The 14,668-nt window shown below is 64.1% G+C and carries 9 protein-coding genes; 4 read left to right on the forward strand and 5 right to left on the reverse strand.

The annotated features are described in order from the left end of the window. Window positions 1-70: 70 nt before the first annotated feature. On the reverse strand, window positions 71-8,092 hold the full coding sequence (locus tag AOP73_RS02985; protein WP_061963138.1) for a DUF5979 domain-containing protein: 8,022 nt from the start codon (window positions 8,090-8,092) through the stop codon (window positions 71-73). Window positions 8,093-8,227: 135 nt separating this feature from the next. Between AOP73_RS02985 and AOP73_RS02990 the strand changes: the two genes are divergently transcribed. The 4 genes from AOP73_RS02990 to AOP73_RS03005 all read left to right on the forward strand — a co-directional run bounded on the left by AOP73_RS02990 (window position 8,228) and on the right by AOP73_RS03005 (window position 11,435). Further along, window positions 8,228-8,950, forward strand: a complete 723-nt coding sequence (locus AOP73_RS02990) for an LppM family (lipo)protein (RefSeq protein ID WP_061963139.1) — start codon at window positions 8,228-8,230, stop codon at window positions 8,948-8,950. Window positions 8,951-9,058: 108 nt separating this feature from the next. Continuing rightward, window positions 9,059-9,817 (forward strand): LppM family (lipo)protein, encoded by a 759-nt coding sequence (locus AOP73_RS02995; RefSeq protein WP_061963140.1) that lies wholly within the window; start codon window positions 9,059-9,061, stop codon window positions 9,815-9,817. 47 nt (window positions 9,818-9,864) lie between these two features. Beyond that, entirely contained in the window at window positions 9,865-10,596 is a 732-nt protein-coding gene (locus AOP73_RS03000; protein ID WP_061963141.1) for an LppM family (lipo)protein, read from the forward strand. Continuing rightward, the gene (locus AOP73_RS03005; protein ID WP_061963142.1) at window positions 10,593-11,435 is read left to right on the forward strand and encodes an LppM family (lipo)protein; all 843 of its coding nucleotides are present in this window, start codon (window positions 10,593-10,595) and stop codon (window positions 11,433-11,435) included. The genes AOP73_RS03000 and AOP73_RS03005 overlap by 4 nt, the downstream gene beginning before the upstream one ends. A gap of 9 nt (window positions 11,436-11,444) precedes the next feature. On the opposite strand, the gene AOP73_RS03010 is transcribed toward AOP73_RS03005, so the two are convergent. Genes AOP73_RS03010 through AOP73_RS03025 form a run of 4 tightly spaced genes read right to left on the reverse strand, consistent with a single transcriptional unit; the run spans window position 11,445 to window position 14,664 of the window. Continuing rightward, the gene (locus AOP73_RS03010) at window positions 11,445-12,389 is read right to left on the reverse strand and encodes a sugar kinase (protein ID WP_061963143.1); all 945 of its coding nucleotides are present in this window, start codon (window positions 12,387-12,389) and stop codon (window positions 11,445-11,447) included. Continuing rightward, complete coding sequence (gene eda / locus AOP73_RS03015) at window positions 12,386-13,015, reverse strand: bifunctional 4-hydroxy-2-oxoglutarate aldolase/2-dehydro-3-deoxy-phosphogluconate aldolase (RefSeq protein WP_061963144.1); 630 nt, start codon at window positions 13,013-13,015, stop codon at window positions 12,386-12,388. Before eda ends, AOP73_RS03010 begins: the two co-directional genes overlap by 4 nt. Next, complete coding sequence (locus tag AOP73_RS03020) at window positions 13,008-13,838, reverse strand: NAD-dependent epimerase/dehydratase family protein (RefSeq protein WP_061963145.1); 831 nt, start codon at window positions 13,836-13,838, stop codon at window positions 13,008-13,010. The genes eda and AOP73_RS03020 overlap by 8 nt, the downstream gene beginning before the upstream one ends. A 19-nt stretch (window positions 13,839-13,857) precedes the next feature. Then, a complete protein-coding gene (locus AOP73_RS03025) occupies window positions 13,858-14,664 on the reverse strand; it encodes a carbohydrate ABC transporter permease (protein ID WP_236683485.1) in 807 nt (268 codons plus the stop codon). Window positions 14,665-14,668: the final 4 nt, after the last annotated feature.

Here is a 14,668-nt window from a genome sequence, read left to right on the forward strand (position 1 = left end):
CCCAGCCACCCCCGACGCACCAAAGAGATGAGGGCCACGTCCGTCTGGACGTGGCCCTCATCTCTTTGCGTTACTGGTTGGTGTGCTCGGGCTCGCGCTTGCGACGAACCACCAGGAGCACGCCTCCGACGAGCACGAGCGCACCGCCCAACCACACCAGGCCCCAGTTGTCGAAGCCGGTGCCCGCCAGGTCGCCGCCGCCATTGTCGGGAGCTGGAGGCACGTCGAACTGGTTAATGGCCGTAACGGAGACCGTTGCATCCGCATCCACCTGTACGGTCACGCCCTCGTCCGCGGAGCCGCCGCCGGGCTGGAACGTGGTCAGGTCTGCTCCTCCGGCATCCGTCTCGGTGACGGTGCAATCGGAGCCCGCGACGATGCCATCGATCGTCGTCGACAGCGGCTGGTCGCCCCCCAGAGTGACGTCGGCGGTGTAGGTAGTGACGTCTGCAAGCACATCGCGCTCCAACACACACTCCACGTGGAAGCCGAAGGGGCCGTCACCCAGGGACGCCGCGCCGTCACCCGTCACCTGCTTGATGATCTCGAGCGATCCCGCGGCGTAGGCGTTGACGATCTCGACCGTATTGGTGACGCCCGGGTTGTCAGGCGTGAGGGTCAACGTACCCGTCGCCCCGTCCGCCGTGTCTGGACCGACGACGGCCGTCGTGACTGTGGTCGTGGTACTCACCGCACCACCGTTGGTGAGCTCCGTCACCGTGCAGTCGGACGTCGCCGGTAGCCCCTCAAAGATCACAGTCTCGTCAGGCGAGAGCGCCACATCCATCGGGCGCAGTCGGCTGTAGCCGTCGGCGTAGACCGTCTGCCTGTGCAGGGTTCCCTCACCGTAAACACACTGCACGCGAACCGGGAAGGGTCCGAGGTCTGGCGACGAGCCATCGGCCAACTGCACGTTGTCCGCGACAGTCTTCGTCACCGCCAGGGAGGCGAGTTGCTCGAAGTAGTTCGTCGCGGTCACCGTCACCTCCGCGTCCGCGCCAATGATCACGTGGGCCTCAGTGGGATCCCCTTGCGAGTTCGTGAACTCGACATAGTCCGCGCCCCCCACATCGGTCTCAGTGATGGTGCACAGCGAACCGGCGACAAGTCCATCAATGGTCTGGGTCCAGGGTTCGCCCGTCAGCGTGATGTCGCCCGAATACGTCGATCGAACCGGCAACGGCGTGAGCAGGCTGCACTCGATGTGGAAGGTGAACGGCCCGGCTCCGAGTTCATCTGCTCCTGGACCGTCCCTCAGCTTGCGCAACGTGAGCGAGCCCACGTCAAAGCTGTTCTCGAAGACGAAGTGGTTGGTTGTCCTACCGAGGGGGCCATCGTCCGTGAGGACCAACGATGCGGTGGTCGCGTCGGTCGTGACAGTGTCATTGGAGTTGGTCGCGGTCGTCGTCGTGCTGTCCGCGCCCCTCGTGTCAGTCTCCGTGGCCGTGCAGGTGGTGCCGGTAGGCAGCCCGTCGAGGGTCCACACCTGTTCGTTGACAAGCTGGTTCACCATGGGGTTGCTTGCGTCATAGCCCGTCGCGTACACGACACGCGTGTAGTCACTATTGGGCTTGTAGACACACTCCACCGAGACGTCGAAGGGGCCGAGGTCAGGGACGTTGCCATCCGCGTCCTGCGCCGCTGGGTCAACAATCTTCGTCACGTCCAGCGAGACCAGGGTTTCGAAGTAGTTCGTGGCGTTGACCACGACCGGCTCGACATCGTCGGTGATGGTCACCTGAGTCGTCAGCGTGCCCTCAGTGTTGCCAAAGTAGAACGTATCGGCGCCGGCAGTGTTCGTCTCCTCGAGCGTGCACACGGAGCCGGTGGGGATACCGCCAATGGTTTCTGACAACGGATATTGCCCACCCAAGACAACGTCGTCGTCGTAGGTGGTGACGTCGGCGAGGGGGAAGGTGCGCTCGTACACGCATGTCACGTGAATAGTGAACGGGCCCGCTCCATATTCGTCGGCACCAGGGCCGTCGACGGTCTTATTGATCGTCAGGGCGCCCAGGGCGTACTGATTCACAAAGTCGACAAAGTTGGTGGTGCCGTCGTTGCTCGTCGGGTCATCTGGAGTCAGACTCAAGGTGGTCATCAGACCCGGTGCAGTCGTGGGCCCCTCAGTGGCCGTGGTGGTGGTGACTGTCGTCGCCACCGATCCGGCCGCCGTGATCTCTCGCACAGTGCAGTCTGCGCCGGCGGGAAGGCCGGTGAACGTGGTCTCGCCGCCGTCCCTCAGCAAGGTCACCATGGGAGCGCTCGGGCCGTAGCCGTCTGCGTAGATGCGCTCGCCCAAGTATGTGCACTGCACCAGCATGGGGAACGGTCCGGCATCGGCGGGATCAGCACCGGATGGTCCCGTGCCGATGACTGCCTTTGACACAGTGATCGAAGCGAGCTGATAGTCGTTTTCCAGCGTGGCGAGCGGCACCGGGTCCGTGTCGCGGCCGATGGTCACCTCGTTGGACGTCGAGTCCCATTCGCCGTTGGCGCCATCCTGCTCGGTCACCATGCAGTTCGCGCCCCACGGCAGGTCGTCGATGCGCGTCTGGTCGTCCGCCGCGATCGTCAGGGTCTCGTCGAACACCACTTCATCGTCCGGACCGGCGGTGCACACCACCTGAACGATGAACTCGTCCGGAGCCCATATTGCCGCCCCATTGCCCGTGGTGGTCTTCACAATGTCCAGCGGCCCCGTCGCGAGCGCGACACCAACCTTGGTGCCCTCCGTCGGAAGGATTTCCGTTCCGGTCGTGGTCGTGCCGCCAGTAGCGACGGTGTTCCACGCGATGGTGTCGGGACCGGCGGTGGGGGAACTCAACGGCGTCTGCGAGACGGCGTCGAACGTCACGTGATCGCCGGGCTCAAGCGGAGCGTTGGCGGCAAAGACGGCCTCGTACTTCAGCGCCGTGATGACCGACGGGTCGGCGGCGAAGTCCGCGAAGGGGAACCAGGTGCCTGCGGGACAGTCGGGAGTCAGTGCGTACAGATCGTCGGTGCAGGGGTCGGGAACGGTCGTGCCGTAGATCTCATAGATGACGCCACCGGGGCCGGTGCCAACTGCATCGGGGTTGGTGAGAATGGGGGTCCATTCGCTGCCGCGCTGCGCGGGGTTGATCGCGCCCGTATCTCCGGGCGTCGGAAGGACATCGATCGCCACCAGGTGGTCAATGGGCACAGTTCCCGTGTTCTGGAGTGCGAGTCGCCACGTCTCAGTGCCACCTGGCTTGGTGATGGGCACGCAGGGTGCCGTATAGAACCCCTCCGAGTTGGGCGTGCACGTGTAGCCGGGCACCACGCTCATGACGCCGAGCTCATCGTCGTCCGCCTTGACGAGCTTGCCAGAACGGATCGCTCCGCCGGCGCTGAGGTCGATGCTCGTCGAACCGTCGCACGAAGGCGCGGGCGGGCTTTGGGCATCGCCGTTGCAGGTATCGATCGGGCGGTCACCGCTCATCGACGCAGTGTTCTCAATCGGCACGGCAGTGGGGAAGCCGGCACGCACCACCGTGTCGATGGTGATGGTGTACGACTGACCGGCCGCGAGGGCCACGCCAGGGGCAAAAGAGAACGTGATGGTGGGCGGTGTGCCGTCGATCGCCTCCGCAATGCTGACGGCTGCCACATCCGTGGGCAGCGGGGTGCCCTCGGCGGGGTCGGGGTTAGGGCCGGTCAGCGTAAACGCGTAGGGGCTCACTCCCGTTGCCGCGTCGTTGGGGTTCAGCAGCAAGATCGCGCCATCCGCGTCATACGGCAGGGTGTCCACGAACACCGGGTTGGTCACGGTCGTGGGACCGTCGTTGGTGAACGTCAGCGTGTAGGGAATGGCAACGCCGGGGCTCTGTGTGCCGGATGGCGACTTGGAGACGGTCACTGCCGTGGGCGAGTGTGCGTAAGTGACGTCCGCATCTACGTCGTCCGCGTCATCCGTGATGGGGCTGCCGCCAGAGGATAGGTAGGAGGTCACCGTGCCGTCGATGGTGTTGACCGACACACCTGCGTTGTCCTCCCCTGGGGCGGCCTCGTTGCCGGGCAGATCCGTAGGCGGCGCGTCGCCAGTCAGCATCTGCGCACGACGCTTCACCAAGATCGGAATCTCCTGGTGTGGTTGCTCGGAGTTCTCCCACGCGGCACCGTCCGCGCGCGTGTAGGTGACAATCAGGCCCTGCACGTCGGCGGGGTCCGTGATCGAGGCGGGTAGCGCCGGGTCGGTGGCGAAGGTCCCGGCCACCGTCTGCTGTGAGGTCACGGTCAGGTCGCCGCCAAGGTCACCCGTGAACGTTCCTCCCGTCAGGGCGTCCACCTTCACGCGGTCGATCGGCGTGGCGAACGTGAAGCTGGGATCGAAGCCAACGAATTCGTACGCGTTCCAGAAGGTGGGATCGACGTCACGGATCTCCATCTGTGTGGCCCGAGCTCCCTCGATGGGGTAGCCGGTCAGCGTCATCACAAACTCGCTGTTGTCCGGCTCGGTCTGGGAAAAGCCATTCTGCTGCGGGTTATCAGTGGCGGCTGGGGCGAAACCCTTCTCCACCGTCATGCCGATGGTGAAGGCGGCCAGATCCATCGTGTCCGCGTCGGTGGCGTTGGGGGGCGATGGCTGACTACTGTCAAGCCCGGCGTCGTCGACTTCTGCGTAAGCGACGTTGTTCACCACCGTCCCCGCGTCGTCCTGATCGATCGCGTCGCCGGAGATGCGGCGGTTGGTTCTGAGCTGCAGGTCAACCACGACACCGGCGCTCGCCGCTGGCACAATTCTGCCCTCGAACAGGACGCTCACGCCGATGGCGTCGGCCAGGTCGATCGGTTGCCACAGGAGGGCCTGCGCGATTGTTCCGACGAGAGGTCCACCGGTTGATCGATCGACCGTCACCGTCGTGGTGCCGTCTCCCGTGCCATCCGGCGGGATGGTGGTGTCGAGGAACGCGGGCGGTGTGATGGACACAAACTTGTACAGGTTGAAATAGTCCCCCGGCGACGTCGCCGGGTCGAGGACTAGATTCTGCGGGTCATCGATGCGCAGGGAGTCCGCGTACGCCGCTGAATCATTCGTGGCTTCCAGAGCGACGCGGGTGGTGGGGTAGTCCGACTGCTGCGTACCGGTGGGTGGAATTCCTACCGGGCCTCCCGTCCAGGTCTTGTCCAGCGACGTGCCGAAGGGAACGTACAGAATGACGATGTCGTCCGAGGCGTTCTGATTGATGTCGTCCCGGTCGGAGAAATCTGCCTGCGCATTCACCGTATTTGTCACCAGGCCGGCGTCGACCGCGTTGTACACCTGGTCGGCCGTGACCACGCTGCCGTCCGAGCGGCGGTCGTCACGGATGCGGAAGGTGAGGTCGACGTGACGCTCGTTGCCTACGCTGCGGGCTACTCCCGAGCCCACTGGTGGGGCGAGCGGATCAGTGCTCGTCGCGCGGTCCGGGCTCTCGATGACCACGATCTGAACCGACAGCGTAGTGTCCTGCTCCTGCGGGGTTAGGGCGATCGCCGGCAGTCCGCCGGTGCATGCAGCGGTAGCGATGCCGTTGGCTGCCCCGGAGGGATCATCGGTACATGGGCTGTTCTGCGGTGGCTCCCACGCGTTCGTCATGCCGTTGTAGAGCAGCACCGTGTCAATCGCGTCGTACGCAATGAGCGGGTCGAGGCCGGTCGTGATGGCGTCGATGCTCACCAGGTCGAACGCATCGTAGACGGAGGTCGAAACAGTAGAGAGGTCCGGATTGGGGGCATCGGTGAGCGTCACCGAGTCTGCGTTGGAGTACCCTCCGGTGGACCACTGAAGCTGCGCCTGTACCTCGTCGCGGGTGCGAGCGCCCACCTCCGTGTCGAGCCACTGCTTGTCGATGATGTCGCCGCCACCATTGTCCGGGTCCTCCGGATCCAGCACATTGACGGTGTCACACGCGGGATCGCTGTCCGAGGAAAGACCCTCGTCGGTGTCCGACGACGCTCCCGAGCAGTTCTCGAACGACATCGGCAGGCTGTCGTCGTCGGGATTGGTGGGGTCGTAGTTCATCACGATGTTCGGCTGCACCACGTCACCGGGGTCAAACACGTCGGGCGAAGTGAAGGTGAACTGAAGGCCACCCACCGTCGCGGGATCCGGAGTCGGGAAGGAGTACGACCAGGGCGAGTCCGCGTCCGTCAGTCCCTGCGCGCCGGGGAGGGGGACCCAGGCGTTCCCATCCCAATAGCTCACGCTGAGGCTCGCCCCTGGGGGAATGTCCACGTTGGTAATGCGTGACGGGTTGAACGCGTCCCAGAACTCGCTGCCCTGCGGGGTGTCGTCACTGGGGCTGGTGGCAACGGGGTCCTGCACGACGATGGTGTTGGCGCCCGTGGTGGAGTAGGGCGACTGCGGATTGGTGAAGTCATCCGGCAATGGCGCCGGGCCACCTGGCAGCTGCAGCACGACGTACTCGCCGGCGAGGCCCAAAATCGTGTGTGGCGTGATCGTCTTGTCCGTCACGGATTCGATGTGGGTGAGGTAGGCAATGAACGAGTCGGAGGCGTCGTCCGTGCCCGTGGCGCCGGTATCGGTCGTGGCCGCCGCCGTGACCTCGTTGGGGATCTCGGTCGATGTGGCGGTGTCATCCGGGTCGGTACCGATGACGGCGACGACGGTGGCCGTCGCCCCGGGCGGAATGTCGCCGGTGAAGTCAATGCCAAATCGGACCACGTCATCGGGCCGCGTCGGCGGGGGAATCTCCTCACCCGGGTTGAACGTGAAGGTCTCCTCGGTGGGGCTGCCGTCCGGGTAGTAGTACGTGACGCTACCCTCGGTCGCACCCGCGGGGAATGTGGGGGCGGCGTCGAAACCCTCGAAGGTCATGGAGTCGTCGAAGCCGGGATCGTTCAGCGTCTCGCCTGACTCCACGGCGGGTTCGATAATCGAGAGCGTCTCGACGTTGTCATTCCAGGCGTTTTCCGCCGTCAACGTCGCGTCGGACGTTCCACCGTGGGGCACGTACTGGGGGTCAAAGGTCTTGCCAGCGACCACATCGGGAACGTTGCCGAGAATCGTATACGTGGCGTTCCCGGTGCTGGATTCCGTCTCGCCGTCACGCGTGACTTCGGATGCGACGGTATTGGGCACCGCGACATCCGCGTCAATGTTGCCCACATCGCGCTGCGTGGTGTCGATGGCGATATTCGCGGTGGCTCCCGCATCGATGGTGCCCGTGGAGCTCGTATACGTGATGCGTACGCCAAGGACATCGTCAGGGTCCACCCCATCCGGGATCTCACCGGTGGGGCTCGGGTCGCCCTCGACCCATCCGCTGGCGGTATAGACGTCAATCTGCACCGCGTCGGCTCCTGGGGGAAGAGGAACGACGGAAATGGAGTCAAACGCCAACGAGTCGAACGGGTTCGGAGAGGCCGTAGGGTCCGACGGCTCGGTCACCACCAGGGAATCGACGCCCACCGTCGAGGTGTTTTCAGCGTCGATGTTGATGGTGGTGGGGGTGCCCGCGGCCGCCTGACCCGAGGAGGGGTCGAACGACTTGGACACCGTGGTGTCGAGCTCCAGCGGAACCTCGACGGTCACGGTCGCGCTGTCCGTGGCATCGTCCGTGTTCGGGTTGTCGGCGCTAAACGTGGCGTCGTTGGTGATCTGGGAGCCGTTGTCGTCATACGTGAAGTCGTCGTCCGCCGTCACGTCCACCAGGATCGTTGCGGTCGAGCCTGCCAGCATGCCGCTTCCGCCTGCGGGGTCGACAAATGCTGTGATGAAATCGACGTCGACAGTCTGTCCCGAGGAGTTGTCGAGGTAGTCGGCGTACAGGGTCACGCTGACGTTGTCGACGGTTAGCCCGGCGGGGACCACATCGGTGACGTTCGCCCCCGTACACCCCGCGGGTTGCTGTGATCCTGAATAGATGCAGCTCACCTGGATGGTGTACGTAAACGACTCGCCCGGCGCAATGGTGTCCGTGGAGGCGTCCTTGGTGATGAGCAGTCCGGCTGGCTCCTCGGCACTAGCCGGACCCGCAAGAACGACGATGCCGGTGCTGGCGAGGGCGGCGACGAGCAGGGCGCTCCACGCTCGTTGGGCCTTGGTCATCCAGGTGCTCCGGCGCATCTATCGCTTCCTCCGCATGACGGGTCGCTGTCACATCGAGAACCACTCGGCATCTCACCCGTTGAAAAAGATCATAACAACCCCTCTTGTCCCCGGTTTTTCCAGGTGTCAGGCGGTATCTGCGAGACTGTGGGCATGAAGCAGACCCTCCGCATCCTTGTTCTGTCAGTCGTGAGCGTCGTCGCGCTCTCAGGCTGCATGCGCATGGAGATGAGCCTCGAGCTGAGCGACCATGACACCGCGAGCGGTAGTTACGTGATGGCCATCAAGGAGGGCACTGGCGAGCAGCTCGGCGCTACTAGCGATCAAGAGGCCGCAGACGAACTCTTTGGCGACCTCGGCGACGGCATCGAGGGAGCGTCCGTCACGGAGTACCACGAGGACGGCTACGTCGGCACCAAGGCGACGTTTGAGGACCAGACCTTCGCGGACCTCAACCTCAACTCCGACGACATGCGCATCAGCCGCGAGGGCGACGAGTACGTGGTCGCTGGGACCTACGGCTCGGGCGAGGCCGCAAATCTGGGCGAATTGCCGGACGATGCCGTGGCCACCCTGGCCATCACGTTCCCCGGGAAGGTCGCGGAGACCAACGGCACCGTGGAAGGCAATACCGTGACGTGGGACCTGAAACAGCAGTCGGACGATCTCTACGCCCGCGGCGCGGCGAGTGGAGACTCGGGCATGTCGCTGTGGCTGTGGCTGGCCATCGGCTTCGTGGCGCTGGTCGTCGTCGCCGGTGTGGTGGTGCTCATTCTCGGCTCCCGGCGCTCCCCCAAGGCAACGACTCCCGAACCGCCGGCGGCACCCCTTCCCCCCAGGGAGTCGTTCAACCCCGAGGACCGTCGGCTCGACTAGGCCGACATTCACCGAAGGCTCGCGGCCAGGTCAGCCGGCCAACCCGCCGCCCTCCAGCGTGGGTTACAGGTAAATCCACTGTCACCATGCCACCCTTGGCGCGTGAAGATGTCCCTGCGCCTCGCGCTGGTCGCCATCGTAGGCGCGGCCACGTTGAGCGGTTGCATGCGCTTCACCGCCGACCTGCGCCTGGAGCCAGACAACACCGTCAACGGCACTTACGTGGTGGCCGTGGAGAACGGCACCGGCGACACCTTGGGCGTCAGCGACGCCGAGGCTTCACAGAACCTATACGACGACTCCGGCCTATCCTCGCAACTCGCGCACTCGATGCAGCGTGTCTACAAGGACGACGGCTACACCGGACTGCAGGTGGAGTTTCGAGGCGAAGATATCGCTAGGTTCGCGCCCACCGACGACCGTTTTGGGATTGTCCGCGAGGACGACGAGTTCGTCGTGAGTGGGCCCTCCTCGGACGTGTCCGAGGATGATGCGGAGTCGCTCAAAGGGGCCGACCTTCGCGTGTCGATCGAGTTCCCCGGGCCGGTGAGTGAGTCCAACGGCACCGTGGACGGCACCACCGTCACGTGGAACTTGGTCGGTGGGCCAGAGGTGCTCACCGCCCGCGGCTCCGCCGTTCCCTCGAGCTCTCCCCTGGGTGCGATCCTCATGACCGTCCTGGTGTTGGGCTCCTCCGCCGCCGTGCTGCGGTCGCGTTCTCTCGCCGCCCACGGGCCGCGCCGCAAGCCACCCGCCAGCCGACGGACCGCCGGCCCAACTCGAGCGGCAAGCAAGCCGAACCCACCACGCAGGCCCGCGGCGGCATCGGCTCCCCGCCAACCGCGCCCCGCTCCCCCGCACCGGTAACACCGCCACACCCCCTCGAGAGCCCACGCATATGGGACAGTGGGGACATGAATACTCCGCTCCGGATCGCCGCGATCGCCACCCTGGTGGCGGTCGTTCTGACGGGGTGTGTCCGGGTTCAGATCGACCTCACCCTGACGCCCGATGACACGGTGGACGGGACGATGGTGCTTGCCCTCCAGGAGGGAATCGGTGAGCTCCTGGACACCACTGACGCCGAGGCGGCCGAGCAGCTGTTTGGCGAAACCACGGCAAGCTTTGACGACGCCGTCGTCAACAAGTACGAGCAGGACGGCTACGTGGGTCAAAAAGTTAGTTTTGACGGGCAGGCCATCGGTAACTTTGCCCTCGACGCGGGCGACTTCACCATCTCGCGGGACGGTGAAAACTACGTGGTCAACGGGCCCGTCGACCCCAACATTGCAGCCGGCGGGGCGGACATCCCCGACTCCGCGCAGATGTGGCTCAGCGTGACCTTCCCGGGTGAAGTGACCGAGCACAACGGCTCTCGTGAGGGCCACACCGTGACGTGGGACCTCACCAACGCACCGGCCGAGCTCCACGCGGTGGGCGGCGCCGAGGCCACCACGGAAACCCCCAGCTGGCTCTTCACGGCCATCGGTATCGTGTTGCTCCTCGGGGTGGCGATCGTGCTGTTCTTCGCCATGCGGAATCGGGGAGCTGCAACCGCGCCCACCCGCGTCGCGGTCACCCAGGCGAAGCCAGTCGGGCCCCAGCCCTCGATCTCCACGCCTCCCGAAGAATCAAAGCTCACATGACGCGTACCGTCTCTCAGTTCCTGGCAGTGGGCGCCCTGGCGGTCGTCACGCTCGCCGGATGCGTGCGCATCGACTCCGACACCAGCATCGGTTCCGACGACACCTTCTCGCAGCACGTGATCGTCGCGTTCACCGACTCCGTGGCGACCCAGGTGAGCCAGCAAGCCGGCATCAACGTCCGCGAACTCACCGGCAGCCTCGGGGATAGTGCGGAACTCAAGGACCTGCAGGCGAAGTATCCCGACCACGTGACTCTCGAGGACTACGAGGACGAGGACCTACGCGGACTCGAGCTCACGATGACCGACCTCCCCCTCAGCGAGTTCAACGAAGCGGCGTCGCAGGTCACCGCAGGCTTTGGCGCCACCGCGAGCATCACTCACGAGGGCGACTCCTTTGTGGTGATGATGGCAGCACCGGATCCGGCCGATGCCGAGGCGTCGCCTTCCCCCGGGGCTAGCGACGGCCCCTTAGGCGACGTCGACCTCGGCGCACTAGGCCTCAGCGGCGGCAACCTGGCGGCGCTGGGTAGCGCCATCGACTTTGAAGTCAGCTACACCTTCCCCGGGCTGGTGCGCGAGGCAAGCGCGGGTGACATTGACGGCAACACCGTGACGCTCGGAGCGAGCGATGTGCTGTCCGGCAGCGACATACGCCTCGTAGGCGGCGACTCCACCCAGATTGACTGGTGGCCCTTCATCAAGTGGGCGCTGATCATCGCGGCGTTCACCTCGGTGATTGGCGGCGCGGCGTTGCTGGTGCGCCAGGACAAGCGGCGCCAGCGTTCCACCTCACTTCCCCCGCCAGAGGTGGGTAGATCGACTCCGCCTGCCGCGTAGATGAACGTACTACCTCGAGACGGGGTCGACGCTGGCGACCTGGAGGTCGCTACGACGTGGCGCTCCCTCCCAGTCTCCTGCGTTGCTACAGGCCGCAGCTCCTGCCTTGGTCGCCGTCGACAGCCGACCGGAAATGGACGCCCCATTGAGCAATTCGCTTAAATATCCAGCGACAAAGGCATCCCCCGCGCCCACGGTGTCGACCACAAACGTCGGATGCGCAGAACTCCTTGTGACAATTCCGTCTACCAGCGTGAGTGCACCACTGGCTCCGAGTTTGACCACGACTTCCCGCGGCCCCAACTCATGCAGGCGATGTGCAAGCTCCTCAGGGCCATGCCCTTCCACGAGAAGTGCTGCTTCCTCTTCCCCCGCGAAGACCACGTCCGCCAATGACACTAGCGAGAGGTGAGAACGCACTGCCTCCTCTCTCACTGGCCACAATCTAGGACGGTGATTCACATCTACGGAGACCATCACACCGGAGCTTCTCGCTCTCGTGACGAGCGCCGCAATGGTAGCGGCGGCTGAGTTTGACAGCGCCGGGGTAATACCCGTCACGTGAACTAGCTCGAATTCACTCACTCTTACCGCATCGAGATCTGCGACAGTAAGGCGGCTGCCCGCACTACCTGACCGCAGGTGCATGACATCTGTCCGGCCCGGTGAGGGGGAAGACTTCAGCAGCATGCCAGTCGGCGCGGTGGCGTCTACATGAGCGATGACTTCAACTCCTTCGGCACGCAGTTCGCGTGTCACACGACGCCCTATAGCGTCGTCGCCGACCCTCCCCATCCATGTGACCGAGGTGCCAAGGCGGGCTAGGCCGACCGCGACATTCCCCTCAGCGCCGCCGGTGCTGAGCGTCATCTCGGATACATGCTCGAGCGAGCCCACCTCTCCGGCTCGCGCTATCCCCAGGCCCTCCCCAACCGTGAAAACCCGCGTGGTCACGGCGACACCAACTCAAAAGCCTCACGGCTGAGTCGTGCAATCTGCGAAAACTCACCTCCAGCTACCAGTCTCCGCGTCGCCATCCAACTACCACTCACCGCGAACACCGACGTGGACTGTGCATAACGTGCGACGTTTAGTGGTGTGACGCCACCACTGGGCATGAAGCGAACTCCGGGGAAGGGGCCCGCGAGCTGCTCGATCGTAGTGATGCCCCCCATCACCTCGGCGGGAAAAAACTTGAGAACGTCGAGGCCGAGTCGGACGGCCCGTTGCACCTCCGTCGCGGTCGCGACGCCCGGGATTACCGTCACGTCGTGATGCCGGCAGCGCGAAACCACTTCGTCGTCGAGACCGGGAGACACTACGAATCGCGCCCCTGCGTCCACCACACGATCCACATCGTCCGCTGTCAACACGGTCCCAGCACCGATGAGGAAGTCAGGAACGTCGGCCACAAGCTCGATCGCCTCAATAGCGGCAGCCGTACGCAGGGTAATCTCGGCGCAACGGATTCCACCCGCGGCCAATGCCTGCGCCAGGGGGCGGGCCGTGGTGGCATCGTCGATCACCAGCACCGGGACGATCTTACCGAAGCCGCCTAGGTTTAGTCCGTCGCTAGTCATCGGCGCCGGACCATCCCAAGAGGTTCTTGGCGTTGGAGCAGTCAAAGAAGCCGCTGTCTCCGCTCAATGCTGGCCGTATCTCTACATCCGGAAAGTGCCTCTGTGAGAGTGCGCGGGAGTCCTCGCGAAGTACGTTGCGGTCGGCGACAATGAAGAACCGCTCGTGGCCCGCGAACGGTGCCGTCAACGCACTAAGGCATGCGTCTATCCACATCCTGTGCGTCGTGTATCCCCACAACCCGCGCACCGCAGCCTCCCCGTAAAAGTCGCCGACACTCCAGCCGTGCGCTTCCTCGTGGTGAGGCATGAACATGTGTAGCCTCAGGCTCGCTACGCTCAACTGAGGGTTGAGGCGCACAATGGAATCCGCCTGAACTTCTCCTAGCCATTTGGACAGACTGTACGGATCCTCATTGCGGGTTGGGTGCCGCTCGTCCACCGGCAGGTAGTCAAATACAGGCGATGCGCTCCACGTCATACCGATCGCGTTCACGCTCGAAGCCATCACAACCCGCCCGATACCTAGCGCTGTCGCAGCAGTCAGCACGTTGTAGCTGCCCGTCACGTTAATGTGGTGGACATCCTGAGGCTCATAGTCGACGGGGTTCGCCAGTCCCGCCAGGTGCACTATCGCATCCGCTCCCTCTGCCACCTTGAGAATCGCGGCGTAGTCAGTGATACTCACTTCGGCGAACCCACAGTCCTGGAACTCTGCAGGCATCGGTGCGCGATCTGCCACCACGACCTCATGTCCGGCATCAAGCAAAGCGCGGACGGTGACGATGCCCACACGTCCGCTGCCTCCGGTCACAATGATCTTCATCGGTAATCGCTCATTTCTTTCACTCCTTCACGGCTCCTGCAGTGAGTCCTACTGAGATGTATCGCTGCGCCCCTACGAGTAGGAGCATCGCGGGTACCAGGGCGATAGTGGCGGTCGCCATAATCCCACCCCAGTCAGTTTGGAAATGGCCCACGAATTGGAACAGGCTCAGTGACAGCGGCGTGATACTGCCATCAGTATTCAACGTGAGCGCCCATAGGAAGTCCCCCCACGCAAATAGGAAGCTGAACAACCCAGCCGCAACGATCGCCGAGCGCGTAGCCGGCGCGATGATCGAGTAAAGTGTCCGCCATTCTCCAGCTCCGTCCAGGTGCGCTGCCTCCCTAATTGAGTCCGGAATCCCACTCATGAATGCCGTCAATACGAGGATGGTGAAAGGCACTCCGGCTGCGCTGTTGGCGAGCACAAGCCCCGGCACTGAATTCAGGAGACCGATGTCTGAGAAAGTGAGAAAAAGCGGGGTGGCGAGCATCACCGTCGGCACCACCTGGGTGATGAGAATGAGAAACATCGCTATTGCAACCCAGCGCCACTTGAAGACCGCGAGCGCATATGCCGCTGGTATGCCGACCAGCAATGACACGACCGCTGACAGTGTCGCGATCAGTAGCGTTGTGAACAACGGACCGATTTGAGAGGAGAGCACATCATAGTTGTCGAAGGTGAAATTGCGAGGAATCAAGGATGGCTCCGGCGCATAGAAGTCTGCAGCGGGCTGGAATGATGAGAGCACAACCCACAGCAGCGGGAAGAGAAGCACACCGAGAATAGCGAGCGCGATGAGCGTCTGACCGTACCGAAACATCGTC

Origin of the sequence: Demequina aurantiaca, from assembly GCF_000975135.1 — a bacterium.
GTDB classification, from domain to species: Bacteria; Actinomycetota; Actinomycetes; order Actinomycetales; family Demequinaceae; genus Demequina; species Demequina aurantiaca.

Bases quoted from the DNA above. Each gene is read 5' to 3' on its own strand.
- eda (WP_061963144.1), bottom strand. From the start codon at position 13,015: ATGACTAGCGACGGACTAAACCTAGGCGGCTTCGGTAAGATCGTCCCG.
- AOP73_RS03000 (WP_061963141.1), top strand. From the start codon at position 9,865: ATGAATACTCCGCTCCGGATCGCCGCGATCGCCACCCTGGTGGCGGTC.
- AOP73_RS02990 (WP_061963139.1), top strand. From the start codon at position 8,228: ATGAAGCAGACCCTCCGCATCCTTGTTCTGTCAGTCGTGAGCGTCGTC.
- AOP73_RS03005 (WP_061963142.1), top strand. From the start codon at position 10,593: ATGACGCGTACCGTCTCTCAGTTCCTGGCAGTGGGCGCCCTGGCGGTC.
- AOP73_RS03025 (WP_236683485.1), bottom strand. From the start codon at position 14,664: ATGTTTCGGTACGGTCAGACGCTCATCGCGCTCGCTATTCTCGGTGTG.
- AOP73_RS03020 (WP_061963145.1), bottom strand. From the start codon at position 13,838: ATGAAGATCATTGTGACCGGAGGCAGCGGACGTGTGGGCATCGTCACC.
- AOP73_RS02995 (WP_061963140.1), top strand. From the start codon at position 9,059: ATGTCCCTGCGCCTCGCGCTGGTCGCCATCGTAGGCGCGGCCACGTTG.
- AOP73_RS02985 (WP_061963138.1), bottom strand. From the start codon at position 8,092: ATGCGCCGGAGCACCTGGATGACCAAGGCCCAACGAGCGTGGAGCGCC.